28 protein-coding genes and 1 pseudogene are annotated in these 25,385 nt (G+C 69.4%); 15 read left to right on the top strand and 14 right to left on the bottom strand.

Annotated elements, in window-relative coordinates:
* Positions 1–134: 134 nt before the first annotated feature.
* From ABZ911_RS30065 to ABZ911_RS30085, 5 genes are all read right to left on the bottom strand, one after another.
* Positions 135–728 carry a helix-turn-helix transcriptional regulator gene (locus tag ABZ911_RS30065; RefSeq protein WP_358063382.1) on the bottom strand — a complete coding sequence of 198 codons (594 nt, stop codon included), beginning with the start codon at positions 726–728 and terminating at the stop codon, positions 135–137.
* Positions 729–790: 62 nt separating this feature from the next.
* Complete coding sequence (locus tag ABZ911_RS30070; protein ID WP_358063222.1) at positions 791–1,453, bottom strand: alpha/beta fold hydrolase; 663 nt, start codon at positions 1,451–1,453, stop codon at positions 791–793.
* Positions 1,450–1,881 (bottom strand): helix-turn-helix domain-containing protein, encoded by a 432-nt coding sequence (locus ABZ911_RS30075; protein ID WP_358063225.1) that lies wholly within the window; start codon positions 1,879–1,881, stop codon positions 1,450–1,452. The genes ABZ911_RS30070 and ABZ911_RS30075 overlap by 4 nt, the downstream gene beginning before the upstream one ends.
* 118 nt (positions 1,882–1,999) lie before the next feature.
* Positions 2,000–2,995, bottom strand: coding sequence for a CU044_5270 family protein (locus tag ABZ911_RS30080; protein WP_358063228.1), 996 nt, complete (start codon positions 2,993–2,995; stop codon positions 2,000–2,002).
* Positions 2,992–3,567, bottom strand: a complete 576-nt coding sequence (locus ABZ911_RS30085; protein WP_358063231.1) for an RNA polymerase sigma factor — start codon at positions 3,565–3,567, stop codon at positions 2,992–2,994. The genes ABZ911_RS30080 and ABZ911_RS30085 overlap by 4 nt, the downstream gene beginning before the upstream one ends.
* Before the next feature lie 185 nt (positions 3,568–3,752).
* On the opposite strand from ABZ911_RS30085, the gene ABZ911_RS30090 reads away from it, so the two are divergent.
* Both ABZ911_RS30090 and wrbA read left to right on the top strand, forming a co-directional pair.
* On the top strand, positions 3,753–4,052 hold the full coding sequence (locus ABZ911_RS30090; protein WP_358063234.1) for an antibiotic biosynthesis monooxygenase: 300 nt from the start codon (positions 3,753–3,755) through the stop codon (positions 4,050–4,052).
* A gap of 32 nt (positions 4,053–4,084) precedes the next feature.
* Positions 4,085–4,705, top strand: a complete 621-nt coding sequence (wrbA, locus tag ABZ911_RS30095) for an NAD(P)H:quinone oxidoreductase (RefSeq protein ID WP_358063237.1) — start codon at positions 4,085–4,087, stop codon at positions 4,703–4,705.
* Positions 4,706–4,720: 15 nt separating this feature from the next.
* Here the strand turns inward: wrbA and ABZ911_RS30100 are convergent, their stop codons facing one another.
* Positions 4,721–5,602: an alpha/beta hydrolase gene (locus tag ABZ911_RS30100; RefSeq protein ID WP_358063240.1), complete on the bottom strand. Its 882-nt coding sequence runs from the start codon at positions 5,600–5,602 to the stop codon at positions 4,721–4,723.
* Between the two features lie 80 nt (positions 5,603–5,682).
* Entirely contained in the window at positions 5,683–6,723 is a 1,041-nt protein-coding gene (locus ABZ911_RS30105) for a membrane dipeptidase (RefSeq protein ID WP_358063243.1), read from the bottom strand.
* 93 nt (positions 6,724–6,816) lie between these two features.
* Here ABZ911_RS30105 and ABZ911_RS30110 point away from each other — a divergent pair, with 93 nt between their 5' ends.
* From ABZ911_RS30110 to ABZ911_RS30120, 3 genes are all read left to right on the top strand, one after another.
* On the top strand, positions 6,817–7,461 hold the full coding sequence (locus tag ABZ911_RS30110; RefSeq protein ID WP_358063246.1) for a TetR/AcrR family transcriptional regulator: 645 nt from the start codon (positions 6,817–6,819) through the stop codon (positions 7,459–7,461).
* Between the two features lie 138 nt (positions 7,462–7,599).
* Positions 7,600–7,755: a hypothetical protein gene (locus ABZ911_RS30115; RefSeq protein ID WP_358063248.1), complete on the top strand. Its 156-nt coding sequence runs from the start codon at positions 7,600–7,602 to the stop codon at positions 7,753–7,755.
* Positions 7,756–8,495: 740 nt separating this feature from the next.
* Positions 8,496–9,314: a serine protease gene (locus ABZ911_RS30120; protein WP_358063251.1), complete on the top strand. Its 819-nt coding sequence runs from the start codon at positions 8,496–8,498 to the stop codon at positions 9,312–9,314.
* A 130-nt stretch (positions 9,315–9,444) separates the two neighbouring features.
* On the opposite strand, the pseudogene ABZ911_RS30125 reads toward ABZ911_RS30120, so the two are convergent.
* Positions 9,445–10,035 (bottom strand): annotated as a pseudogene (locus tag ABZ911_RS30125) (phosphotransferase); the annotation flags it as partial.
* A 602-nt stretch (positions 10,036–10,637) separates the two neighbouring features.
* Between ABZ911_RS30125 and ABZ911_RS30130 the strand changes: the two are divergent.
* Positions 10,638–11,432, top strand: coding sequence for a maleylpyruvate isomerase family mycothiol-dependent enzyme (locus ABZ911_RS30130; protein WP_358063252.1), 795 nt, complete (start codon positions 10,638–10,640; stop codon positions 11,430–11,432).
* Here the strand turns inward: ABZ911_RS30130 and ABZ911_RS30135 are convergent.
* Entirely contained in the window at positions 11,410–12,114 is a 705-nt protein-coding gene (locus tag ABZ911_RS30135; protein ID WP_358063255.1) for a hypothetical protein, read from the bottom strand. The two genes, ABZ911_RS30130 and ABZ911_RS30135, sit on opposite strands and share 23 nt — an antisense overlap.
* A 78-nt stretch (positions 12,115–12,192) precedes the next feature.
* Here ABZ911_RS30135 and ABZ911_RS30140 point away from each other — a divergent pair, with 78 nt between their 5' ends.
* The 3 genes from ABZ911_RS30140 to ABZ911_RS30150 all read left to right on the top strand — a co-directional run bounded on the left by ABZ911_RS30140 (position 12,193) and on the right by ABZ911_RS30150 (position 14,382).
* On the top strand, positions 12,193–13,068 hold the full coding sequence (locus ABZ911_RS30140) for a LysR family transcriptional regulator (protein ID WP_358063258.1): 876 nt from the start codon (positions 12,193–12,195) through the stop codon (positions 13,066–13,068).
* Positions 13,069–13,299: 231 nt separating this feature from the next.
* Positions 13,300–13,731 carry a hypothetical protein gene (locus ABZ911_RS30145; RefSeq protein ID WP_358063261.1) on the top strand — a complete coding sequence of 144 codons (432 nt, stop codon included), beginning with the start codon at positions 13,300–13,302 and terminating at the stop codon, positions 13,729–13,731.
* A 132-nt stretch (positions 13,732–13,863) separates the two neighbouring features.
* On the top strand, positions 13,864–14,382 hold the full coding sequence (locus ABZ911_RS30150; protein WP_358063264.1) for an FtsX-like permease family protein: 519 nt from the start codon (positions 13,864–13,866) through the stop codon (positions 14,380–14,382).
* Between the two features lie 66 nt (positions 14,383–14,448).
* Here the strand turns inward: ABZ911_RS30150 and ABZ911_RS30155 are convergent, their stop codons facing one another.
* Both ABZ911_RS30155 and ABZ911_RS30160 read right to left on the bottom strand, forming a co-directional pair.
* Complete coding sequence (locus tag ABZ911_RS30155; RefSeq protein WP_358063267.1) at positions 14,449–14,658, bottom strand: TOBE domain-containing protein; 210 nt, start codon at positions 14,656–14,658, stop codon at positions 14,449–14,451.
* Between the two features lie 243 nt (positions 14,659–14,901).
* Positions 14,902–15,468 (bottom strand): dihydrofolate reductase family protein, encoded by a 567-nt coding sequence (locus ABZ911_RS30160; RefSeq protein ID WP_358063270.1) that lies wholly within the window; start codon positions 15,466–15,468, stop codon positions 14,902–14,904.
* A 74-nt stretch (positions 15,469–15,542) separates the two neighbouring features.
* On the opposite strand from ABZ911_RS30160, the gene ABZ911_RS30165 reads away from it, so the two are divergent.
* Positions 15,543–16,145, top strand: coding sequence for a LysR family transcriptional regulator (locus ABZ911_RS30165; RefSeq protein ID WP_358063273.1), 603 nt, complete (start codon positions 15,543–15,545; stop codon positions 16,143–16,145).
* A 98-nt stretch (positions 16,146–16,243) separates the two neighbouring features.
* On the opposite strand, the gene ABZ911_RS30170 is transcribed toward ABZ911_RS30165, so the two are convergent.
* On the bottom strand, positions 16,244–16,843 hold the full coding sequence (locus tag ABZ911_RS30170; protein WP_358063276.1) for a TetR/AcrR family transcriptional regulator: 600 nt from the start codon (positions 16,841–16,843) through the stop codon (positions 16,244–16,246).
* A gap of 115 nt (positions 16,844–16,958) precedes the next feature.
* Between ABZ911_RS30170 and ABZ911_RS30175 the strand changes: the two genes are divergently transcribed.
* A complete protein-coding gene (locus ABZ911_RS30175; protein WP_358063279.1) occupies positions 16,959–17,732 on the top strand; it encodes an ABC transporter ATP-binding protein in 774 nt (257 codons plus the stop codon).
* Complete coding sequence (locus ABZ911_RS30180) at positions 17,717–19,624, top strand: hypothetical protein (RefSeq protein ID WP_358063282.1); 1,908 nt, start codon at positions 17,717–17,719, stop codon at positions 19,622–19,624. The genes ABZ911_RS30175 and ABZ911_RS30180 overlap by 16 nt, the downstream gene beginning before the upstream one ends.
* A 39-nt stretch (positions 19,625–19,663) precedes the next feature.
* Here ABZ911_RS30180 and ABZ911_RS30185 read toward each other — a convergent pair whose 3' ends face one another.
* On the bottom strand, positions 19,664–19,933 hold the full coding sequence (locus ABZ911_RS30185) for a hypothetical protein (RefSeq protein WP_358063285.1): 270 nt from the start codon (positions 19,931–19,933) through the stop codon (positions 19,664–19,666).
* A gap of 395 nt (positions 19,934–20,328) precedes the next feature.
* Between ABZ911_RS30185 and rox the strand changes: the two genes are divergently transcribed.
* Together rox and ABZ911_RS30195 are read left to right on the top strand one after the other, a co-directional pair.
* Entirely contained in the window at positions 20,329–21,753 is a 1,425-nt protein-coding gene (gene rox / locus ABZ911_RS30190; RefSeq protein WP_358063385.1) for a rifampin monooxygenase, read from the top strand.
* Positions 21,754–22,077: 324 nt separating this feature from the next.
* Positions 22,078–22,242 (top strand): hypothetical protein, encoded by a 165-nt coding sequence (locus tag ABZ911_RS30195; protein WP_358063288.1) that lies wholly within the window; start codon positions 22,078–22,080, stop codon positions 22,240–22,242.
* A gap of 114 nt (positions 22,243–22,356) precedes the next feature.
* On the opposite strand, the gene ABZ911_RS30200 is transcribed toward ABZ911_RS30195, so the two are convergent.
* Positions 22,357–22,953 (bottom strand): TetR/AcrR family transcriptional regulator C-terminal domain-containing protein, encoded by a 597-nt coding sequence (locus tag ABZ911_RS30200; protein WP_358063291.1) that lies wholly within the window; start codon positions 22,951–22,953, stop codon positions 22,357–22,359.
* A 143-nt stretch (positions 22,954–23,096) separates the two neighbouring features.
* Here ABZ911_RS30200 and ABZ911_RS30205 point away from each other — a divergent pair, with 143 nt between their 5' ends.
* Positions 23,097–25,373 (top strand): DPP IV N-terminal domain-containing protein, encoded by a 2,277-nt coding sequence (locus tag ABZ911_RS30205; RefSeq protein WP_358063294.1) that lies wholly within the window; start codon positions 23,097–23,099, stop codon positions 25,371–25,373.
* Positions 25,374–25,385 lie beyond the last annotated feature (12 nt).

Raw genomic sequence — 25,385 nt, forward strand, 5'->3', positions numbered from 1 at the left:
GGAGGGACTTGACCATGACGGGGATCAAGGGTCCGTCCCTAGGCGAGGGGCTGACTGGCGGCTTTGCCGGCCGCTCGCACCGGACAGGTCGTCGCCCCTGCCGGCGGTGCCGTGCCACCGTTTCGCTTTGTCGATCACGCGTCTGACCTTTGGGTCTTGCGGGTCGTCGGCTGGGCGCGCACGTGGAGGCGTTCGCCCTGGGGGCCGAACAGGCTGAGCATTTCGACGGGCTCCGGGCTGGGGTTGCAGAACGCGTGCGGGACGTGGGTGTCGAACTCCGCCACCTCGCCCGGCGTCAGGATGACGTCGTGCTCGCCGAGCAACAGGCGCAGCCGTCCGGACAGGACATAGAGCCACTCGTAGCCCTCGTGGACCTGCCGTTGCGGTTCGCCCGCGGGCCAGCGCGCCGGGATGACCATCTTGTACGCCTGGAGCCCGCCGGGCCGGCGCGTCAGCGGAATGATGGTCATCCCGTTGCGCTCGTACGGGCGGGGGTGGATGCGCGGGTCGCCGGTCGTCGGCGCGCCGACGAGTTCGTCCAGCGGGACCTGGTGGGCCCTGGCCAGCAGCAGGAGCAACTCCAGGGTGGGCCGGCGCTGGCCGGCCTCCAGGCGGGACAGGGTGCTGACCGAGATCCCGGTGGTCTTGGAAAGCTGCGCCAGCGTCGCCCCGCGCTGCTGGCGCAGGGCCCGCAGCCGCGGGCCCACGGCCTGGAGGACGCCGTCCATGACAGTCGTGTCGTCGTTCACCACACCAATTTGCCATTACGGCAATGCTACTTGTCAAATCGTCAGCCGCGGAGGAACGCCACACGGGCAGCTGCTCGGTGCGCGGCTTGAACTGCGTGAAGGTCAACACGATGGCGTCGAGGACGGGCTGGAGCTGTGGCGCGTCCAGGCCCGCGACAGCTCGTGCCGACCGGCGTACCCCCCCAGCGGCCGAACGGGCGCAGGAGCAGGGCTTTGAGCATCCAGCCCATCTTCTGCCTGCCCACGCCGCCGGGGCAGAGCAGGGCCAGGCGCGTCACCCGCTCCGGCCGGCGGGTGGCGTAGTCCAGCGCCAGCCAGCCGCCGAGGGAGGCCCCGACGATCGAGGTGCTCGTGATCCCGAGACCCTCCAGCACATCGTCCAGCCACCGTTCGTAGGCGTCGGAGGCCAGGGGCGGGCGGGACGGCGCGCTCAGGCCCGGCTCGCCGATGAGGTCGAGGGCGTAGGTGCGGAAATGCCGCGCCCAGGAGGTGATGTCGCCCTGCCACATGGCCGTGTTCGCCCCGGAGCCGTGCAGCAGCAGCAGGGGCGGCGCGTCCTCCGGGCCGGAGACGACGACGAAGGTGTCGCCCTCGCGGGTCGGCACCCGTACCTGCTCGGCGGGGACCGGCCAGGTGCGCAGCACCTCGCGGTAGCGCCGCTGGATCTCGTTCGCGCCGGCCTCGGACTTGTAGATCGTGCTCACGACTCGAGCACCGCCTCGATGTAGTCGAACAGGCGGGCGGTGTCGCCCAGGCCGCCCAGGATAATGATCTTCATTCGTGCTCTCTCCTCGTGGTAGGCCGTCTCGATCCGCAGTGGCTCGCCGTCCGGGCGGTGGTGGGTGGCCGAGGTCATCAGGAGGCTGGTCAGGCGGTCGGCAGTCCCGGGGCTGATCGCGTCGATCTCCACGATGCTCGACACCTCGGTATGCCGCTGCCGCCTGACCGTGTCGCGCAGGGGCGCGGGCACCGGGCGGCCGGTGAACGCTTCCAGATCCTCGTGCGCGATCCGGTACTGCTTGCCGATGCGGACCGCGGCGAGCCGCCCGTCCCGCACGTAGTTACGGACGGTGCGTACGTGCAGCCCCAGGCGTTCGGCGACTTGTTCCACTGAGTAGAGGCGATCTTTCACGAAACTACTCTAACTTCCCCTATGAATGGGCACAAATAAGGAAGTTTGAGGAAATTAGGGAGTGATAGCTGATCATGCCTCCCCGGCGCCGACGGCACGGCGGCCAGGGGCTGGGGTGTTACGGCTGCTGCCCGGCCTGGTCTACGACGCCCACGGCTGTGCGGGTGAACAACTGCCAGACCGTCCCCTTCTCGATGCTCCACTCCACGCGAGGGGGAGACGGAACGGGCGTGCCGTCCTTGAGGGTGAACATCTCGACGCCCTGCTGCGGATATCGCTCCTCGTGATCCGCGACCGCGGTTTCGCGCCTGCCCCGGTAGGCGTAGGTTGTCGGGTCCAGCAGGATCTCGAAGTTGCGCCATCCGTCGATGACGCGGGAGACCGACAGCGCCGGACGGCCCTCGATGTCCACCGCCGACTCGTCCACCTTCACGTCGGGGAGTTTGGCCATCGCCTGGAAGATGGCAGCCTCCTGGGCCGGGGGGACGATGTTCTGGTGCAGGGTCACCTCGAACCGCTCGAAGATCCAGTCCTCCTGGTCTGCGGCGTTCACCTGGTGGATCTCGCGGAATCTGGCCAGCAGTTCGTCGGGATCGGTGGGCAGCGCGGTCAGCATGGCGTAGTTGTTCTCCGGCGATTGGTCTCCGGGGTTGGAGGTCATCAGCTTGCCGTCCACCTTGTAGCCGACCCGCTTGCCGTCGGCTCGGGTCCAGAATTCCTCGACCGTGCTCGTCAACGGCGTCTGCGGAGTGAGCCGCTTGCCCACGTATCCCTTGCCGTAGCTCTGCATGCGCGTCTCGGTGTAGATCCATTGATCTTCGCGCGGCGGCGCGAAGTCCTTCTTCTGTACGGCTGTCGCGATCCTGGCGAGCACCACCTGCGCATTGGCGGCGGGGAGCGTCGGCTCGCCACCGCCTACGACCTGCACCACAGTCGCCCCTGTCGCGATCACCACTGCCGAGGCCGCCACCATCAGCGCCCGCATCGCCCATCTGCGCTTGGGGCGGTGCCTGGCGGCTCGCGCCAGGAGGGCGGCCCTGGCCGCCGACTGTACGGCGGGAGAGGGAGGCTTCGGGGTGTCGAAGGCCTCGCGCAGCGTCTCCATGTCGTTCATGACCCGTCCTCTCTCAGTGCGGCCTGGATCCTCTTGCGAGCCCTGTGTAGCCGTGAGCGTGCCGTACCCGCCGGAATGCCGAGTGCGGTGCCCACCTCCTCTGAAGTGAGCTCGGCCCAGGCGACCAGGAGCAGCACGTCCCTGTCGCCGTCGGCGATCTCGGCCAGGGCTTGGGCGAGCCGTGGTCTGCGCGCGCCCTCGTCCACCTCGCCCGCGACTTGGTCGGCGTGATCCTCTACGGGTTTGTCCGGGCCCGTCCTGGCCAGCGCCCGGTATAGGCGTACCTCGGCGCGACGGTGCCGGGCGATCAGGTTGGAGGCTATGCCGTACAGCCAGGGCCGCGCGTCGGCGCGGGAGACGTCGTAGCCGGTGCGCTTGTCGAAGGCGATCAGGAACGTCTCGGCGGCGACGTCGTCGGCCAGGCCGCCGCCCAGCCTGCGTTCGGCGTAGCCGTGGATCTCGGGGTAGTAGCGGTCGAAGATGGCGGCGAAGCGTTCGGGCTCCCGCCGGGACTGTTCGATGATCACGGCGTCCCCGGCTTGCGCAGGCAGCGCCCGTGTCAATGCGGTCACCTCTCGGTCCTTGAGTTCACGCCTCTCCTTCGCCGATCGACCGGGAAGTGTTCACGACGGTTCGGTCAGCGCACGCGCTCTCCTGCACACCCATCTAGTCACCGAACATGATGGTCACCTATATTGACTATATCTAGAGGTGACTATATCGTCGGTGTCACCCGAGCGCGAAGAAGGAGACGGTCGTGGCGACAACGATTGAGCTGACCCGTTTCAAGGTGGCAGCGGACAAGACCGAGGCGCTCTTGGCGGCCCGTCCGGCGATGCTGGCGGACTTCCGCGCCGACCGGGACGGCTTCCTGGACGCCCGCCTGGTCGCCTTGCCGCACGGCGAGTGGCTGGACGTCGTGGAGTGGCGCTCGGCCGAGGACTTCGCGCTCTCGCGTGCCAAGGGTGCCAACCTGCCGGGCATCGCCGCCTTCTTCGCCGCCATCGACGAACTGGTCAGCACGGAAGAAGGCGCGCCGGCCGGGCCGTACCTGTAACCCCCTTCCCTTTCACTCAAGGAGCACCCGTCATGGAATTCCGCGTCAAGCTCGCGATCATCTACTACTCCGCCACCGGCAACATCGCGCAGATCGCCCAGGAGATGGCCGAGAGCGCCGAAAAGGCGGGCGCCGAGGTGCGGCTGCGCAAGGTCGCCGAACTCGCCCCGCAGAGCGCCATCGACGCCAACCCCGCCTGGGCCGCCAACGCCGCCGCGACCACCGGCACCCCCGAGGCGACCGCCGACGACCTGATCTGGGCGGACGCGGTCATCATGGGCTCACCCACCCGCTTCGGCAACATCTCCTCGCAGCTCAAGCAGTACCTGGACACCCTGGGCGGCCTCTGGCACCAGGGCCTGCTGGCCGACAAGGTCTACAGCGGCTTCACCTCCACCGGCACGCTGCACGGCGGCCACGAATCCACCCTGCTCGCGCTGTCCCACACCTTCCACCACTTCGGCGGCATCGTCGTGGCCCCCGGCTACACCCACCCCGACAAGTTCACCGACGGCAACCCCTACGGCACCTCCCACCACGACGCGGGCGGCACCGCCCCGGTCGACGACACCACCCGCGCCGCCGCCCGCATCCAGGCCGAACGCGTGGTGAAGTTCGCCCGCGCCATCAGCGCGGCCCACCTCGCCGCCTGACCGATCCCCAAACGATCACCTGGTGCAAGGCCTGGAAGGCAGTTGGCTGATCCACTCGGTGGTGTGGCGGAGCAGAGTGGCGGCGACGGAGAGGGTGGTGGCGTGGAAGGCGTGGGGCATGCCGTCGTAGATGTCGAGGCGGATGCTCACCCCGGCGGCTGATGCGGCTTGAGCGAATCGGTGCGCATCGTCGAACAGGACCTCCTGTGCGCCGACCGAGAGTTGGAGTGGCGGCAGTCCGTGCAGGTCGCCGTGCAGAGGGGATTGGGGTGCCTGGCCCGGGTCGGCGCCGGCCAGGTAGTCAGTGCGGATCCGGTCGAGCACGGCGTGGTTGAGGATGTCCTTGCCGTCGTTGGTGCTGATCGACGGGCTGGCCAGAGTGAGATCGGTGATCGGGGACACCGCTACTGCCGCGCCGGGAAGGGGATCGGCGGCCTGTTTGAGCAGCAGCAGTGCCGACAGCAGCAGCGTGGCACCGGAGGATTCTCCCGCCAGGATGATCCGTGAGGAAGGTATCCCCTGGTCGAGCAGGCTTCGATAGGCGGTCACCACATCGTTGAGTGCCGCGGGGTAGGGGTAGGCGGGGGCGAGCTTGTAGTCCACCGCGAGGACGGGGCGGCCAGTGGCCTGGGAGAACCGGTAGGCCATGAGTTGCTCCAGCCGGGGGTTGCTGCGCGAGAAACCGCCTCCGTGTGCGTAGAGCGTCACGCCGGTCTCGGCCGCCGGCCGGCGGGAGGACGCGTTGATCCAGTTGCCGGGGACACCGCCTGTGTGTGGCAGTACAGGGGTGAGGTCGGCGGTGGGGTCGAGGAGGTGCGGGCGGAAATGCAGGGCCTCGATCTCGCCGAGTACTGCGGCGACATCGTCAGGCGTGGTCGGGATGTGTGTGATGTGCATGCTTGCTCCTTCGGGCCGCCACGCGGCGGGCTGGGGCCCGCAGCATGGCGAAGGTCATTCAGGTCCGGTGGTTCGGGTCGTCACCAGGTGGCGCGCAGGACGCGCAGCCAGTTGGCGTGCGCGATCGCGGTGATGGTGGCGCGGTCGTAGCCTGCTTCCCGCAGTGCGGTCAGGAGCTCGGGCAGCAGCACGGTTCCGGCGGGATGGGCGGCGTCGGGGCAGCGGTACAGGTCGGAGCCGAGTGCCACGCTCTGCGGCCCCGCCCGCTCGACCAGGTAGCGAATCTGGTCGACCATGTCGCTGACGATGCCGGCCGGTGAGGGAGCAACGCCTTCGAGACTGACGCCGATCACGCCGCCGCTGTCGGCGATGGCGGTGATCTGGTCGTCGGTGAGCGCCCGGGTGGTGGGCGACAGCGTGTGCGCGGCGCCGTGGGTGACCACCAACGGCGCCTGGGAACGGGCCGCGACGTCCCAGAAGCCGGCGGCGTTGAGATGGGCGAGGTCGACCAGGACGCCCAGCTCGTTGCAGGCTTGTACGAGCCGGACACCGGCCTCGGTCAGTCCCGGTCCGATGTCCGGGGTCCCTGGGGAACGGAAGGGGACGCCGTAGCCGAAGGCGTTCTGCCGGCTCCAGGTGATCGCCAGTGAGCGCAGACCGGCTTCATGGAGGACATACAAGGCGCCCAGGTCGGTGTCGATCGCGTCGGCATCGGCCAGATGCAGTACGGCGGCGAAGGCGTCCTCGTCTTTGGCCTGCAGGATCTCAGGCACCGACCGGACGAGCCGCACGCCTTTGGACTCGCGTCTCAGTCGGAGCAGCGCGTCGATTCCCGCGAGGTTCTGGTCCAGCGCGTAGGGGCGGTCGAGCCGGGGCGGATACTCGATCTCCATGCCTTCGGCGGTTTTGGTCACCTGCAGCCGGGTGATGGGCGGTACCAACACCTCGAACAGGCCACCCACCAGGCCGCTCTCGGCGGCCAGTGACGCGCCGGGGACCGCGCCCGCGGGGGCGCCCGTCAGCGGCGCCTTCATGTCGTAGCCGGCCAGTCCGGCCACGAAGTCACTGTGCCCGGCAAATATCCACGGCTGCTCTTCGCCGGAGTGCAGGGGCTTGGTCATCACGTCTCCTCAAGCAAGTCGAGACTAGTCGGTCTAGTCTCGACTGCAGGCTAGACGGAACAGTTCCGTCTAAGCAAGTTGTAGTCTTGGAGCATGGATCAAGCGCCCGACACCGCAGGGGACCGCCGCTCTCCGGCCAAGCGCCGCACCATCTTGGAGGCGGCTACCGAACTCTTCCTGAACGAGGGCTATGCCAGGGTGAGCGTCGATGCGATCGCGGCCCGCGCGGGCGTGGGCAAGCAGACCGTCTACAGCCACTTCGGCAACAAAGAACGCCTGTTCCTCGCGGTCGTCGACCGGGCGCGCGCCACCGCGGGCGCTGGACCGGACGGCCTGGCTGGGCTGATCCCCGACACCGGCGATCCCCAGGCCGACCTGGCAGCCGTGGGCGATCGTATCCTGCGGGCTGTCCTGGAACCCTCGGTCGCTGCCCTGCACCGGCTGACGGTCGCCGAACTCACCCACCACCCCGAGCTGCAGCGTTCCTGGGGTGAGACCGCCCCCGAGGAGGCCCTGGACGCCCTCGCCGGCTACCTCGCCGAAGCCAGCCGCGTCGGCCGCCTCAACGTTCCCGATCCCGCCCGCGCAGCACGCCAGTTTGTCTTGTTGCTGGCTACCGAGGGCCGGGTGCGCTCACTGCACGGCACGCAACCGCTCACCGACACCGAACGCCACGAAATCGCCCACGAAACCGCAGAGCTGATCGTCCGCGCCCACCACCGCGAAACCAGCCTCTGACGCCACCAACGCAAGGCCAGGCCGATGCCCCGGCGAAATACGGCTACTCAGCACCACAAGGCGCTGGACGCCCTGATCTGTACCCACACTCCATCTGCCCGTGCCGTCCTACCTGCGGAAGCCTCACAGATGACGGCGGTGGTAGCTGCCTTATCGACAAGCCGGATCGCGTTCACCCTCAACGCCGCCCCGTCCACCGACCTGACCGAGTTCGCCAACACTCGGGCGGTCCGCGCGCTGGGCCCGGCCTCGGCCGGCAGTGTGGGCAACGCCCGCGGCCTGGCGAAGATGTAAGCGGCCCGGAACTCCTGTAGCTGTCGAGAGCGACTGGGACCTGGTCGGCAACAAGGTGGGTGCCGGCAGGCTCGGTTTCGCTCTGATCTTGAAGTTCTCTTGAGGTCTGCCCGATCGAGACGAACCGTGATCGGCTGGCGGAGGCGGTGCGAGAGCGATGCCGCAGCACGAGCATCGAACCGCCGACCAGTGGCCAGGTGGAACGGGTGGTCAATTCCGCATGCCGCTGTTTCGAGGAGGCCTTCGCCGAGCAGGTGATGGCACGGCTGGGATAGACGGTGTGCGCTCGGCTGGAGGATCTGCTGGACCGGCCGCACGTGCTGGCCGAGCTGAAGTCCGATCCCGGCCCGCTGGGGTTGGACACGCTGCTCGGCAGGGGCAGACGATTCTTCGACACCCAGCACGGACATCGAACCCACCGATATCGGAACGGTGGATGGCGGCAACTTCGCCCGCATCGGCCTGCCAACGCCAGTGACCGTTCCATTGCCGATCAAACCCCCCGCACCTCGACAGTCCGGCGGGTCCGCCCGCTCCGGGACGCTTTGCCGCAGACCCGCCCGGCCTGGCCGGGTGCGAGAGCGGGGCCGACTCCCTGCGGGTCGCGCATCGTTGGGCGCATCCGCCCTGATCAGGTGGGGTTATCCCTACCACATGTTGGCCTGCTGGCATGATCACCCCGGCAAAGCCGGACATATAGCTTCATAACGTCACAAATAACCGATGAAGGGGCTTCGCCCGTGTCTGGCACCACCTCGTTCCACCGCATCGTCTCCCGCTCCGCCGTCGTCGCGCTGGCCGGCGCGGCCTGCCTCGCCGCGACCGCGGGGAGCGCAGGAGCGATCATCAACGGCTCCAAGCCCACCGAGTCCTACCCCTTCATGGCGACCATCCCGACCACGGCCCCGCTCATGGGTCTGACGGACGGCAACTGCGGCGCGGCCCTGATCAACCCGCAGTGGGTCGTGACCGCTGCGCACTGCCTCGACATGGAGATCGGCTCGATCCCGAAGGGGACGGTGCGCATCGGCAGCGACAAGCGCAAGTCCGGCGGAACCGTCCGCAAGATCGCGCAGGCGTTCCTGCACCCGGACTACGCCCAGAACTCGCCGAACAAGAACGACATCGCGCTGGTCCGCCTGGACCGGCCGGTCAGCATCAAGCCCATCAAGATCGCCGACCAGGCGGGCAAGCCCGGCACGCCGACCCGGATCATCGGCTTCGGCATCACCAAGTTCAGCACCAACCCGGCCGACTGGAAGATGGCCGAGAAGCTGCGCCAGCTCGACACCCGCCGCGGCGCGGTCTCGGAGTGCGGCCCCGGCTTCGCCGACGACACCCGCCTGTGCACGGTCAGCCAGAAGCCCAAGGCCATGGCCTGCAACGGCGACTCCGGCGGCCCCCAGATCCAGCGCGGCCGCAGTGGCCGCTGGGAGCTCATCGGCGTCACCTCCGGCCCCGGCGCCAAGAGCCCCTCCTGCGAGCAGGGTCCCGGCCTCTACACCAACGTGCCCGCCTACAGCGACTGGATCAACAAGACCATCCGCGCGAACAGCTGAGCCGCGGTACGGCAGGCCCGGTGACGGACCGGGCCTGCCCATGGGGTGGCCCACGAGGTGCAGGTACCGGCTTGGAGGGGAGGCCTATCCCTCCGGGCGTTCCGGCGTGCAAGCGGTCGGCGGTGTCGTCCGGCAGCAGAATCCAAGCGGCGGCGAGGTCGTAGGCCGGGTCGCCCGCGAAGAGGTCGCCGAAGTCGATCACGCCACAGATGGTGCCGTCTGCGGTGAGGACGTTGGCCGGATGCAGGTCGCCGTGGAGCCACAGTGCCGGGCCGGCCCAGTCGGGCGCGGCGGCGTCTTCCCAGACAGCGCGGACGGCCGCCTGTTCGGGGGCAGGTTGGTGAAGAGCGGTCAGGAAGGCGGCCAGGGCGGTGGCCGCCTCCGCGCCGCGCGTGACGGGGGTGCGGTCGGCGGGCTCGCCCGGCACCCAGGTGGTGACGATCCAGGGGCGCGGAAACCGCGCGGAGGGCTCGCCGAGGCGTTGCGGGACGGGAACCGGCAGCGGAAGGCGTGGGGCGAGGGCGGGCAGCCAGGTGTGCTCCTTGCGCAGCAGCTCGTCCGCAGACTGCGTCGCCCAGGGCAACCGGACGGCGAGGTCGTCGCCGAGCCGCCATAGCTGGCTGTCTCAGCCACGCGCGCCAAGCCGCACCGGGTGATCGGCCCCTCCCGGATGGCGGCTCGCCGTAAAACCTGCCCCCTCGCCCAGTTCACCACCACACACACGAGGGGCGTCGACCTGGTCACCGGCGAGTGCGACCACTTCCTGCTCGGCTTCGACGCCCAGACCGTCCGCTACCCCTTCCTGGGCGCGGACGCCTTCGGCCACAACGGCGCGGTCGGCGCATTTTGGCGATCTGCTCGCTGGTCAGGCCCTCCCAGCAGGCCAGCGCCAGAACCTCGCGGTCCCGTCCGGGCAGTGCGTCGAAGGCCCCGCGGACATGCTCCAGATCGACCAGTTTGAACCGGCCGGTGCGCGGCCAGCTCGTCGCGGAGCCGCTCGGCGAGTACGGCCCGGCGCGAGGCGCCGCGTTGCTGGTTGCCAGCAGGCGGCGGGCCATGCCGTACAGCCAGAGCAGGGCCCGCTCGCCCTCGGGCACTTCGTCCATACGCCAGCCAGGCGGAGAGGAAGGTCTCGGAGATGACGGGGGAGCTGGTGCGGCACGCGGCGAACTGGTGTATCGCCGGGTAGTACGCGTCATAGACCGCTTCGAAGCGATCTCGGTGTGTCACAGGGGCTCCTAGCCGAGTTAGTGTCCGGCGTTGCAGGCCGCCGGCCGGTGTGGGTGCGTGGCGTCCGGCAGGGCCGTGAGGCAGAGTGAGGTCATGGATTTCGTCCCACATTTCCATCGTGAGGTCGTGGCGTTCGAGGCCGCGGCCCGGCGCGCGGCCGAGGCCGGCGAGGCGCCCATGGTCCCCTCCTGCCCGGGCTGGTCGGTCGCCGACCTGGTCATGCACCTGGGCGGGGCGCACCGCATGGTCGTCCGCATCCTCAGGGAACGGCTCACGGAGCCGCCGGACCTCGCCGACTTCTCCTTCCTCGAGCTGCCGGAGGACCTCCAGGGCTGGCCCGCGCCGGAGCACGCGCCCAATCGGGGGCCGATGCCACCGGGCTTGATCGACTGGTTCGCCGAGGGGGCCGCCCAGCTGGAGTCGCTGTTCCGGGAGCGCGATCCGGGCGAGAAGGTGTGGACGTGGTCGCACGAGCAGACCACCGGGTTCTGGTCGCGGATGCAGGCCATCGAGGCGGCCGGGCACCGCTGGGACGCCGAGAACGCGATCGGCGCGGCCCGGCCGGTCGAGGCCGAACTCGCCGAAGACGCCGTCACCCAGAACTTCACCGTCATGGCCCCGGCTCGGCGAGCCCGCACGCAGGCCCCGCCGGGATCAGGCGAGCGGTTCCGCTTCCGGCAGAGCGACGGCCCGGGCGAGTGGACGGTGCGCTTCGACGGCGACGACGTCCATCTCACCGACGGCACCGGACCCTGCGACGTCGAACTGGCCGGTACGGCGTCGGACCTGATGCTGTTCCTGTGGCAGCGGATCCCCGCCGACCGGCTCGAGGTGAACGGCGACCAGCAGGTGCTCGACCGCTATTTCACCCTCGCCCCGCCTCTGTGACCGCCCGGGATCTGGCGGCCACGGCGGTGGCGAAGGCGGAGATGATCGGGTGGGGGCGGCCGGTGTCGCCGGCGAGTTCGGGCTGGAAGAGGGTGGCCAGGTAGAACGGGTGGCCGGGGATCTCGGCCACCCGTACCATGCCGTCGTCGGCGTGGCCGGTGAAGACCAGCCCGCCTTCTTCCAGGTGCCGCCGGTAGGCGCCGTTGAGGCCGTAGGAGCAGTTGTAGGCCTCCACGGTCTGCTCCACCCCCATGATCTGCTCCACCAGGGAGCCGGGCGCGAGCCGTACCACGCCCTCGTGGCCCGCGAGCGAGCAGTGCAGCGGCGTCAGCAGGAAGTCCGCCGCGCAGGGGTCGTTCTCGGCGTGGGCCACCCGCAGCCCGCACACGCCGCGCGCGTACTCCAGCAACGCGTGCTGGAAGCCGCCGCATGTGCCGAGGAAGGGGATGGCGTGCTCGCGGGCGGTGCGGGCGGCGTTGAGCGCGCCGGCCTCGCTGCGGTAGGGGCTGCCGGGCAGGATCCAGATGCCGTCGAAGCCCGCCAGGTCGTCGGCGTCGGTCGTGGGGATCCAGTAGGCGTCGAGGGCGAGGCCGTCGCGCTCGCGCAGCGCCCGCAGCAGGTGCGGGATGCGGGTGTGCGCGCGTACGCCGGGGGAGCGGTCTCCGACCAGGGCGATTCTCATGCCCTCGATGCTCCCCGACGCACACCGTTAAGCGCCAACGATGATTCATGGACAGCACATAAGTGATACTGATGATGCGTGGATCCGCACCTGCTGCGCACCTTCGTCACCGTGGTGCGCCGCCGCTCGTTCTCCGCCGCGGCCGAGGAACTCGGCTACACCCAGTCGGCGGTCTCCCAGCAGATCGCCGCCCTGGAGGCCGACCTCGGGCTGGCACTGCTGTCGCGCCGGCCGGTGGAGCCGACCGATGCCGGGCGGCGGCTGCTGGAACACGCCGAGCCGCTGCTGCTGCGCCACAGCGCGGCCCGCGCCGACGTCCTGCGCAGCGCCGCGACCCCCGCCCACCGGCTGACACTCGCGCTGTCCCCGCTCGCGCTCACCCCCGAGGTCGCGCTACGGCTGGCGGCGGCCAGGAGCGAGCAGCCCCGGCTACGGCTGAGCCTGCGCTCGGCCGCCCGCGAACAGGTCGCCGTCCAGGTGGCCTCTGGGGAGGCCGAGCTGGGCCTGGCCGACGGCATCGCCGCCCCCAACGACCCGCTCAGGATGCCGGACGTGGGCCCGCTCAGCGCCCGCGCGGTGGCCGAGCGCGAGCTGGTCGTGGTGCTGCCGCCGGGGCATCCGCTGATGGGGCGGACGGGGCTGCGGCTGGCCGATCTGGCTGACGCGGTGTGGCTGCGGACGCCGCTGTGCCCGCTGGAGCGGCTGCGCGAGCTGGCCGGTGACGGTTTCCGGCCGGGGCTGTCCTACCAGGGCGATAACGTGCAGGCCGTACTGCATCTGGTCGCCGCCGGTCATGGGCTGACCCTGCTGCCGGCGGGCGCCGGCCGCGGGGTGCCGCTGCTGGCCCCGCGGGTGGTGCACCGGGTGGAGCTCCTGCACGCGACTGCCCTGTCCGGGCCTGCCGCCCCGCTGGCCGCGACTCTGTCCCGGATCGAGGGCGAAGTCCGTCATTGACGCGCTCTCCGGCGTGAACGCCGAAGATTCAGCCTGTGCCGCTCTCACGGCACTTCTGTAGCTTCCTGCTTCACCGACCTGCGCCACCGAAGTGGTCTTATCGGGTCTCCACAGGCTTGTGAATCCCGCAGGACTCCGTTCCCGCCCGCCCGGCGGTACCTGACCCCGTCAGATTACCGGACGCCGGTTCGCCTCGACGGCGAATCGGCTAGCACGGCGACTTCGGCGGCGATGCTGTGGACCGCCGGGTTCGGTCTACTCGGCCCCGGCCTCGCCAAGGTCATAACGGCCGTTCTGCGCGGACCGATCCGCGCGGTGTCCGGGCTGGGCGGGCGTCTCGCCACCCTCAACGCGAAGGCGCGGACAGGCCGGTTGGCCGCCGCGGTGATGCCGGTCATGCTCGCCACCGGATTGGCCACCTCGCTGATCTATCTGCAGACCACCCAGTCCAGCGGTTCGGAGCAGGCGTTCACGGAGAACCTGCGTGCCGATCTGGTGGTCACCTCCACCGCTGGCGGTCTGCCGCTGGAGATGGTGGACACCATCAGGGAGCAGCCCAGGGTCGCGGCCGCATCCGCCCAGATCTCCAGCCTCGGCTACATCGAGCCCAAGGCCGCGCCTTCGAACAACGACGAGCCGGAGCCCACGGAGGTGCCGCTGTAGGGCATCACCGCCGAGGGCGCGGATCGGACCACCGCCTTCCACGCATCCACCGGCAGCCTCGACGCGCTGAACGGGAGCACAGTCGCACTGCCGACGGAGTTCGCCGACGAGGGTGGGCACAAGCTCGGCGACATGGTCCCGATGCGGCTGGGCGACGGCAGCCGGGTCAGTCTGAAGCTGGTCGCCACAGTGGAGGGGGAGCGCGGCTACGAGAGCGCGCTGCTGCCGGCCTGGCTCCTCGTGGACCACACAACGTCAGGACTCGTGCCACAGATCATGGTGAGCGCCAAGCCCGGCACGGACGACGCCGAACTGTCCCGCACCCTGTCCGCGCTGGCTCAGCAGCAGCCCGGACTCCAGGTGGCCGACCTGGAAACCCTCACCGCCGTACACGCGAAGCAGGACGAGACCCAGACCTGGATGTCGTATCTGCTGCTTGGCATGGTCGTCGGCTACGCGACGATCGCCCTGGTCAACACGCAGGTCCTCTCCACCGCCGAGCGACGGCGGGAGTTCATGCTCCAGCGGCTCATCGGGTCGACCCACAAGCAGGTCCTGCAGATGGTGGCAGTGGAGGCGGTGCTGGTCGCCGTGGCCGGCATCGTGCTCGGGGTGCTGGTCGCAGGGGACGGTGCCGCCGACACGCGTTGACGCAGGTGGCTGGGGGTGGGCTGAAGTGGCACCTGATTGTGCTTCGGCTCACTTCTCCCGCCACGGTCAGTCCTCGACGGCCAAGATCAGGTCGGATGCCTTGATCACGGCGATGACGTGGCTGCCCTGCGCCAGGCCCAGCTCACTGGCGGCCTCTTGGGTGATCGAGGCGACCAGGCGCACCCCGTCGGCGTCCAGTTCGATGTTGGCCGTCGCCTCGCCGTGCGTGATGCCCGTGACCGTGGCCGGAATCTTGTTGCGCGCGCTCAACCGCATGGCGTTCTCCTTGATCGATTTCCGTGTCGGCCTATGACCATCCCCACGCTATGTGAGCTGGTAGAGGGCTCTCGCGACCAGGTGCGCTCTCACCCGGCACGCTGGCACATCCGGCATAGGCGCTACCCGAACCGAAGGGGCGGCTCAGCTCCCTCGATTTTGAGCGCTGGATGTACTTGGCCGGCGGGTTGGCGGCGTGGAACCGCATTGCCTGGGTGGCGCCCTGGCACAGGCGCTCTACCCCTACGCGATGTCCTTGACGCCGTAACGCAGAGAGACCACGCCGTTACTGAAGCGCCGCTCGTCCAGCAGTTCCAGGTTGACGCGCACATCGTCCGGGAAGAACGGGTTGCCGCCGCCGACGATCGCCGGTCCGACGAAGCGGTGGTACTCGTCGACCAGCCCGGCCCGGATCGCGTGCGCCGCCAGGTGCGGCCCGGCGACGGCGATGTCGAGGTCGGCCTCGGCCTTCAGCTTCCGCACCGCGCCCGGGTCGAATGTCCGCTCGATCCGGGTTCGTTCGCCGAGGACCTCGTTCAACGTTGTGGAGTAGACGATCTTGTCGGCGGCCTGCCAGATCCGCGTCCATTCCAGGATGAACGGCGGCTGGTCCGGGACCGTGTGCGCGGTCTCCCAGTAGACCATCGTGTCGTACATCCGGCGGCCGTAGAGGTACGTGCCGATCAATCGCCCGTGCTCGTTGATGAACTCGTGCGTCTCCTCCTCGGGGCGGCCCCAGCCGAAGTTGCCGTCCGAATCGCTCACGTAGCCGTCGAGTGACGTGATCATCGAGTAGATCAGCTTACCCATCGCGGGCCTCCTAGGGCCTCATCAATGACAAGATTTGGAACACTTGTTCAGACATACTGAAGAATGAGGGAGCGGTGGAGCGTCAGGACATCGAGGTGTTCCTCGTGCTCGCCGAGGAACTGCACTTCGCGCGCACGGCCGAGCGCCTCCATGTCTCGGCTGCAACGATCAGCCAGACCATCGCCAAACTGGAGCGCCGGTTCGGCGCGCCGCTGTTCCGCCGTACCACCCGCCGGGTCGAGTTGACCTCGCTCGGCAGGCAGCTCCTGGACGATTTGCAGCCCGCGCACACACAAGTCCAGGCCGCGATCGCACGAGCGACCGCGGCGGGGCACGGCATCACCGGCACGCTGGAGCTGGGCTACATGTCGGCCGCGGTGGCCCAAGTCGTCCTGCCGCTCGCCGACACCTTCCGGGACCGCGTGCCCGGCCGCCGGGTGGCCATCCGCGAAACCGCGCTCGCCGACCTCTTCGGCCCCCTTCGCCGGGCAGAGGTCGACCTGTCGGTGCTGCCCTTGCCGGCCGAGGAACCGGACCTCGCCGTCGGGCCGGTGCTGCTGTCCGAGCCGGCGATGCTTGCCGTGCCCACGGACCATCCGCTGGCGCACCGCACCCACGTCAGCCGCGATGAGATCGCACGCGAGAAGGTCTTCTTCGCCGAGGCCCTGCCCGGCTAGTGGATCGACCACCACCTACCGTGCCCGACCGGCTCACCGCGTCCCTGCCCGGCTTCCAAGAGATCTGCAGGGAAGCGGGTGTCGGCTGCGGCGGGCGGCTACATCCCCGCGCCTGTCTCAGGGCTTGGTCCCATCCCGGTGAACAGGGCGTCGAGCATGCGGTCGACGTAGTCGTGTGTCAGAGGCTGATGTGTGATGAGGACCCTGAAGTACAGCGGACCCGACAGGATGTCCATGGCCATGCCCAGGTCGAAGTCGGGTGACAGTTGCCCCTGGTCGCGGGCTTTTTCCAGCCGTGCGACGGTCTTTTCCGCCTGAGGGGTGATGAAACGCTCGTTGAGGTCGGCGGCGACCGCGGGATTGTGCTGGGCCTCGCCCAGCAGGGCCTGGTAGAGCGGGCCCACCGGCGGCTGCCCCAGCAGGTCGACGGCGGCGTAGATCTGCTCACGCAGGTCGGCCGCGATATCACCGGTGTCGGGATAGTCGAAGTCGGTTTCGTTCAACGACAGCAGCGAATCGAGGAACAGGGCGCCCTTGGAGGGCCAGCGGCGATAAATGGTGTGCTTGCCGACCCCGGCTCGGGCCGCGACCGCCTCGATGCTCAGTTTGGTGTAGCCGACCTCCTGGGCCAGTTCCAGTGTGGTGCGCATGATGGCCTCGGTCCGCTCGGCGGCTCGCGGGGTGCGGTGGTCGGTCATCCCGCCACTGTAATGGAACGGCACGTGCCGTGTTGACACGCGCCGAGGCACTCCACCAAACTGAAAATGGCACGGCACGTGCCGTTTCAATTCTGCCGGCATTCGGGGAAGGAACATGTTGAGAGCACCAACCCGCGATCCTGCGCTCCGGCTCACCGCCCTGTCCAAGACGTTCGGCCACAAACTCGCGGTGGACAACGTCGACCTGGAGGTGCCGAGCGGATCGTTCTTCGGCCTGGTCGGTCCCAACGGAGCGGGCAAGACCACCTCGTTGTCGATGGCGACCGGCTTACTGCGGCCCGACGCGGGCCGCGCCGAAATCTTCGGCGTCGACATATGGGCCAACGCGGCACACGCCAAGACGCTGATCGGCGTCCTGCCCGACGGACTGGCGATGCCCGAACGATTGACCGGCCGGGAGCTGCTGCGCTTCACGGGCCTGCTGCGCGGCATGGACCTCACCGACGTCGACCGCCGCACCAATGAGCTGCTGGCGATTCTGGAGCTGGACGCGGCCGAGCGCACCTTGGTGATGGAGTACTCCACCGGCATGCGTAAGAAGATCGGCCTGGCCACGGCACTGCTGCACGCGCCGAGGCTGCTCGTGCTGGATGAACCACTGGAGGCGGTCGATCCCGTCTCGGCGGCGACCATCAAGGTGATCCTGCGGCGGTTCGTACGCGGCGGCGGCTCGGTGGTGTTCTCCAGCCATGTGATGGCCGTGGTCGAGCAGTTGTGCGACCACGTGGCGGTGATCGACTCCGGCCGGGTCGTGGCCTCGGGGCCGTTGCAGGCCGTACGATCCGGCCAGAGCTTGGAAGAGCGGTTCGTGAGCTTGGTCGGCGGCCAGACACCCGAGGTGGGTGAGCTGGCATGGTTGTCCTCCTGATCAAAATGAAGCTGGCCGTACTCAGGCACTCCATGACCGGCCAGCGCGCCGGCCAGATGCTCACCGGCGCTCTGGCAGGGCTGGCTCTCGCGGCGGGTCTGATCATGCTCGCCGGAGGCGACCATCCGGTCGCGTCGCTGCCGTTCGACCTGCTCGGCGCCGGCTTCGCCCTGTGGACCGCGGGCTGGCTGCTCGGCCCCGCGCTCTTCGGCGGCGGCGATGAGACGCTGCGCCCCGAGCATTTCTCGCTGCTGTCGTTCACGCCGCGCCGCCTCGCGGCCGGGTTGGCGGGAGCCGCCTTCATCGGCGTCGCCCCCGCCGTCACACTCGTGGCCTTCGCCGCTCTCGTGGTGGTGAGCGTCAAGGCCGGGCTCGGCGTGGCGGCCACAGCGGTCGGCGTGCTCGCCGTACCCCTGCAGTTGGTGGTGTGCGTGCTGGCCTCGCGGCTGGTCACCGCGGTGCTCGGCCAGGTCATGCGGTCCAAGGCGGGAGCCGCGCTGGCCGCCCTCGTCAGCGCCGCCATCCTGGCCGCCCTGCACTCGCTCTGGGTGCTTTCACCCCTCGTGCAGGCCGCCCTGCGCACCGGCTTCCCCAGCTCCTTCACCACCTGGGTTCAGGTACTGCCCTCCGGCTGGGGCCTGGTCGCCGTGCGGGCGGCAGGACAAGGCCAGTGGCTCACCACGGCCGCCGCCCTGGCGGGGCTCGCCGTACTCAGCCTCGCGTGTCTGTACGGCTGGGCCGTCCTGCTGAAGCGGCGCCTGACCACCCGGCGTCCGAGCGGACGCCCCGCCCGGACCACCTCCAGCGGGTGGGCCACAGGCCCGATGACCGCGGTCGCCGCCAGGGAGCTGCGCACCTGGTCCAGAGACCTGCTGCGCTTCCACTACCTGTGCTTCGCCCTCTGCTACGCCCTGGTGTTCTGCCTGCTCCCGCTGGCCATCGGCGCACCGGTCTTCCTGCCCTGGACCGGCCTGGTCTTCGCCCTGTGGACCGCCGCCATCTCCGCCAACCTGTACGGCGAGGACGGCACCGAGCTCTGGGGCAAGATGATGATCCCCGGCGCCGCCCGCCACGACATCCGCGGCCGTCAACTCGCCTGGCTCCTGATCACCGCACCGCCGACCATCGCCCTCACCCTCGCCATGCTCGCCCTCACCGGCCAGTACGACCTGTGGCCCTGGCTCGCCGCGCTCGTCCCCGCGCTGCTGGGCGGCGGCGCGGGCGTGACCGTGCTGGTGTCGGTCCTGCGCCCGGTCCCCATGACCGACCCCCACCGCAGAGGCGGCAACCTCCTGGAAAACGGCACCGACTTCGCCCAAGTGCTCCTGGTCCTGATCCTCACCGCGGCGACCGCCGCCCCCGCCTACTTCGCGGTACGGCTGGCCCCGGCCTGGGCAGGACCGGCCGTGGGCCTGATCAGCGGCGCCGCGTTCGTCTGGCTGCTCGGTCACCTCGCCGCGGCCAGGCTCGAGTCGAGCGCGCCCGAGCTGCTCCACCACCTGCGAACCGGTCTCCCGCCCAAACGGACACGGACGCGCCCGCTCCCGGCTCCGGAGCTGGGCAGACCGCACCTGCCGAAACCCGACCTCGGCCTGGAAAGGCTCGGCCTCGATCTGGCCCCGACCGGCCGGCGCGCCTACGTCATCGTGAGCCTGACCCTGTGCTGGGTACCCCTGGTGGCCCAAGGCATCGTGCCCGCACTCATGCTGACCACCGGGGAGGTCACCCCCTCGTGGTTCCTGGCTCTGCACCTGCCTGGGCATCTCCAATGGCCCACGATTGTCGCGATGATCGCTCTCGGGCTCGCTCTGCTGACCACCGGGCTGGGCATCGGCCTCTACTACCTGACCAAGTCACGGCGAGACGGCACCGAACCAGCTGGCCGCCCATGACGGGGTGCCTACCAGCAGGGTCGGCCGGCCCGGCGGCCTTCACTCGGTCGAGGGCGGGGATGGCTTGGTATCGGTCCAGCCGGACTCCAGCACCACGTTGACCCGGTCGCCCTTCTGCGGCATGCCGGTGACTTCGAAGGTCAGCACCTTGGAGGTGTCGGGGTCGATGATCAGCCTGCCCTGGGTGGGTTGGCCCTCCTGGATCGGGAAGGTCACGGCGACGCCGGGCCGCCCCTGCGGGTCGGTGGTCCGGCCTTCGACCCGTACCGCGGGCAGCGTCGCCAGCGCCTGGTAGGCGGCGCCGCGCACCTGCGGGGAGGGCCGGGACCAGCCGGGCCGCCACGCCGGATTCGCCCTGCAACCGCACGGGCCCGTTTGGAGTCGTGATCACGTGGCCGGGAAAGCAGTGGACGGGATGATGCTCGGGCTTGTAGCTTGCAGTTGATCGTGACACCGCCCGAGGAGGTGAGACCCATGAACGCTGTATCGATGTGGGTGCTCCCCCTTCCCGTCACGGCCGGGCGATTGACGTAGGTGTCGCCGGGAGCGCCTCGCCAACAAGGCACTCCCGAAAGGCAACACCTATGCACTCTCAGCAGTTCACCGCCGAGCCATCGTCGAACGGTACGGTCGAGCGCGACTCCACCGTGGGCGACGTCCCCGAACTCTGGTCGCCGGCCTCCGGTGCCGATCACGCGCCCCTCATGTTCGATGTGATCATTGCCGGGTGCGGGCCGACCGGTGCGATGCTGGCCGCCGAACTGCGGCTGCACGATGTGCGGGTACTCGTTGTGGAGAAGGAAACCGAGCCCGCGTCGTTCGTCCGCATAGTCGGTCTGCATATTCGCAGTCTCGAGCTGATGGCGATGCGCGGACTGCTGGATCGCATTCTCCAGCATGGAAGACAGCGTCCGGCCGGCGGTTTCTTCGCCGCCATCACCAAACCCGCGCCCAAGGGCCTGGATTCCGCGCACGCCTATCTGCTGGGCATCCCCCAGCCGGTCATCGAACATCTGCTCGAAGAACATGCGATCGAACTTGGTGCGCAGGTCCGGCGCGGTTGCGCGGTCGCCGGTTTCGAGCAGGACGACGAGGGCGTGACCGTCGAGCTGTCCGACGGGAAACAGCTGCGTTCGCGCTACCTCATCGGCTGTGACGGCGCGCGCAGTACGGTGCGCAAACTGCTCGGCGTCTGCTTCCCTGGCGAGCCCTCACGGACCGACACGCTCATGGGCGAGATGAAAGTGGGCGTGCCGCAGGAGGAGATCGCCGCCAAGGTAACCGAAATCAGCGAGATCCATCAGCGGTTCTGGCTCAAGCCCTTCGGCGAAGGGGTCTATAGCGTCGTAGTCCCCGCCGCGGGAGTCAGCGACCGCGCGGAACCGCCCACCCTCGAAGATTTCAAACAACAGTTGCGCACCATCGCCGGAACCGATTTCGGCGTGCACTCCCCGCGCTGGTTGTCCCGCTTCGGGGATGCCACCCGGCTGGCCGAACGTTATCGCGTCGGGCGGGTGCTACTGGCCGGCGATGCGGCGCACATCCATCCACCCATCGGCGGACAGGGCCTCAACCTGGGCGTTCAGGACGCATTCAACCTCGGCTGGAAACTGGCCGCACAGATCCGCGGCTGGGCGCCGGAAACACTGCTGGACACCTACCAGGCCGAACGTCATCCGGTCGCCGAGGACGTGCTGGACAACACCCGCGCCCAGATGGAACTGCTGTCCACCGAACCGGGCCCGCAGGCCGTGCGCAGGCTGCTCACCGAACTGATGGACTTCGACGAGGTGAACCGCCATCTGATCGAGAAGATCACCGCGATCGGCATCCGCTACGACTTCGGCGAAGGCCCCGACCTGCTCGGCCGCCGCCTGCACGACATCGACGTGAAACAGGGCCACCTCTACGGTCTGCTGCATCGCGGCCGCGGCCTGCTGCTGGACCGCACCGAACGCCTGACCGTCGGCGGCTGGTCCGACCGGGTCGATTACCTCGCGGATCCCACTGCGGTACTGGATGTTCCGTGCGTCCTGCTACGCCCCGACGGCCACATCGCCTGGATCGGCGACGATCAGCAGGACCTGGACGACCATCTCTCCCGCTGGTACGGCAAGCCCGCCAACTGATTTCGCCTGAGCAGTGGTCATCCCGCATATACGTGGCGAGATGGCGAGCAGATCTGGGGCGCTGTCGGCCAGGAGCTGGGAGTGGTCGGCGTTCTCGTCGGACATCCACCGCCCGCTGGCATGGCGGAAAAGGGCCATGCCAGCATCGGTAGCCAGTCGTACTGTCCGGGTCTCGACCAGGGCCCCGGCGAGTTAACCCCGTATCGACCTGATCACCAACGAGATCGGCGCCAAGTTCGCCAAGCGGTTCGGCAACGCCAGCCTGGTGATCGTCCAATCGCCGCTGCCGAAGGCCACCCAGGAACTGCCGACGCCCACCACGGCGTGTCCGACGAGACCTGGGCCCAGGTGCGCAAGCACTACGACGACCAGATCGCCGCGCTGGTCTGCCTGATCGCCCAGATCAACGCGGCCAACCGGCTCGGCGTGATCGTGCGCAAGCCGGGGGGTTCCTACGAGCCGGGCATGTTCACCAGCATGACGAACTGATCGGCAGGCGAATCCCGGCCCGGCCCAGGATCATCTGGGCCGGGTCCGCGCCTGTCCGGGCGCGGCGCTCCGCGGCCTTCGGTAATCGAATCGATCGCGTACAAGACAGCGTTCCTACCGGACCCCCAGGTTCGCGAGGAGGGCTGAGAGGCCGAATTCGAAGACCTCCTCCTGGGTGAAGGCGGGCAGGTCCGTGCTCATCGCCCGCAATGTCGGATACTCCGGCTCCGGCAGCTCCGCCATCGACCGCCTGACCGTCTCCCAGTGGCCGGGGTCGGCGTCCCAGGCCCGCCGGTGCGGGTAGAGCAGGGCGCAGCCGAGGGTGAAGCGGAGCATGCTGGCCAGCACGCCGACCGCGGACCGGCGGTCGAGACCGGCGCGCTCCAGGATCGTGTAGGCCGCCTCGGAGACTTTGAGTTCGGCGGGGTTGGCCTGTTCCAGGATGTCGTCCAGCCGCAGCAGTACGGGGTGCTCGATCAGCAGGCGGAAGTAGCTGCGGAAGACGGCGCGCAGGCCGTCGGCGCCCGCCGTACCGGCGTCTGGCAGGTCCAGTCTGCTCACCAGGTCCTCTGTCACCGCCGCGAGGATGTCCGCCTTGCCGCTCACGTGGTTGTAGAGGGCCATGGGGCGGACCTTCAGCTCGTCGGCCAGGCGGCGGACGGTGAGGGCGTCGAGGCCTTCGCGGTCGAGCAGGGAGATGGCGGCGGTCACGATGCGATCCCTGGTGAGGCTTCCGCGTGGGGCGCGCTTTGGTGGATCGGACGACATGGCGACTCCGGGATTGTGGCGGCGCACATAACGTACTTAGTGCGTTAGTGGTTAACGTACTAAGTACCTTATCGTGGGAGGACGTTATGGAACTCGACGACGCGACCTACGCCGCGGCCGAGTCGCTGCTCACGCCGTACCGCTCCAAGCTGACGCCGCGCGCCACCGTCCGGGCGCGCTGGATCGATCAAGGCACGCGCTTCTGGTACCGGGTGGAGACCGGGCAGGGCGCCGAGTTCGTGCTCGTCGACCCCGAGCGCGGGACCCGTGAGGCGGCCTTCGATCACGAGCGGCTGGCCGCGGCGCTCTCGGCGGCGGCGGGCGAGCCCGTCGACGCCGCCGAACTGCCGTTCCGTGCGATCACCCCGGCGGACGCGGCGGTGGAGTTCGACGCCTTCGAGACGCACTGGCGCTGCCGCCTGGACACCTACACCTGCGAGAGGAGCGATCCGCCCGCGCGCGGGCCCCTCGACGTCGGCTCACCGGACGAGCGGGTGGCGGTGTTCCGCCAGGACCACGACCTGTGGCTGCGTGACCTGCTGACCGGCGAGCGGAGGCGGCTCACCGATGACGGCGAGACCGACCACGCCTATGGCGCCTCGCCGGACGCCTCGACGCCGTTCACCCTGTTCCGGCGGCTCGGCATCGCGCACATGCCGCCGTCCGCGGCCTGGGCGCCCTGCTCCTCCAAGATCGTCACCCACCGCACCGACCAGCGCGAGGTCCAGGTGATGCCGCTGGTGGAGGCGGCACCGCCCGGCGGCGGCCGACCCGAAGTGTTCACCCAGCGCTACGCCCTGCCCGGCGACGAACGCCTCCCGCTCGCCGAACTGATGGTCATCGACGTCACCACCGGCGCCACCGTCCGCGCGACCACACCGCCGCTCCTGATGCCCTACCTGTCGCCGATCCAACTCGGCAGGGTGTGGTGGGCGGCGGACGGCTCGGCCGTCTACTTCCTCGAACAGCCCCGCGACCTGCGCACCCTACGGCTCAACCGCCTCGACCCCGCCACCGGCGAGGTGCGCACGCTCGTCGAGGAGTCGGGCCCGACCAGGGTCGAACCGGCCCAGCGCATCTACCAGAAACCCATCGTGCGGGTGCTCGACGGCACAGGCGAGGTGATCTGGTACTCGCAGCGCGACGGCTGGGGACACCTCTACCTGTACGGCGAGGCGGGCACCCCACCCAGGCAGCTCACCTCCGGCCCCTGGGGCGTCCAGGAGATCCTGCGCGTCGACGAGGCCGCCCGCACGGTGGTCTTCGTGGCCACCGGCCTGGTCCCCGGCGCCCCCTACCGCCGCCAGGTCTGCCGGGTCGGGCTGGACGGCACCGGGTTCGCCAGGATCAGCGGCGACGACCTCGACCACGCGGTCCAGGTGCCGGACAACACTGCCTACTTCGTCGACTCGGCCTCCACGGTGAGCACCGCGCCGGTGACCACCGTGCGCGACTGGGACGGAAACGTGCTGGTCGAGCTGGAGCGGGCGGACATCACCCGGCTCCTGGCCACCGGCTGGCGCCCGCCGGAGGAGTTCACGGCCATCGCCGCCGACGGCGAGACCGAGATCCACGGCCTGCTGTACAAACCAGCCGGATTCGACCCAGGCCAGCGGTACGCCGTGGTGGATCACCCCTATCCCGGCCCGCAGACGAACCGCGTCCACGCCTGCTTCGACGCCGGCAGCTACGGCCACGAGGCCGAGGCGACCGCCGCGCTCGGCTTCGCCGTGGTCGTGGTCGACGGGCGCGGCACCCCGGGGCGCGGCAAGGCCTTCCACGACGCCTCCTACGGCCGGCTCGGCGACGCCGGGAGCCTCGCCGACCACGTCGCCGCCATCAGGCAGCTCGCCGGGACGAGGCTGTGGCTGGATCTCGACCGGGTGGGGATCTTCGGGATGTCCGGCGGCGGCTTCGCCACCGTGCGCGCGCTGTGCGACTTCCCCGACTTCTACCGAGTCGGAGTCTCGGAGTGCGGCAACCACGACCAGCGCCTCTACCACGCGCTCTGGGCGGAGAGCTACGACGGCCCCGTGGACGCCGACGTCTACACCCGCTCGGCCAACACCGAGATCGCCGACAGGCTCGAAGGCAAGCTGCTGCTGATCCACGGCGAGATGGACGACAACGTCACACCGCACCTGACGATGCGGCTCGTCGACCGGCTGATCGCCGCGAACAAGGACTTCGACCTGCTCATCGTCCCCGGCGCCGAGCACTCCTTCATCGGCTTCGGCCACTACGTGACCCGGCGCCGCTGGGACTACCTGGTACGCCACCTGATGGGCGCGAACCCCCCGACCGGCTACCGGCTGGCCGACATCCCGCTCACCGCCGAACTCCTCGAAACGCTCATGGGCTGACGGAAGGACCCT

Origin of the sequence: Nonomuraea sp. NPDC046570 (genome assembly GCF_040645915.1) — a bacterium.
Lineage (GTDB): Bacteria > Actinomycetota > Actinomycetes > Streptosporangiales > Streptosporangiaceae > Nonomuraea.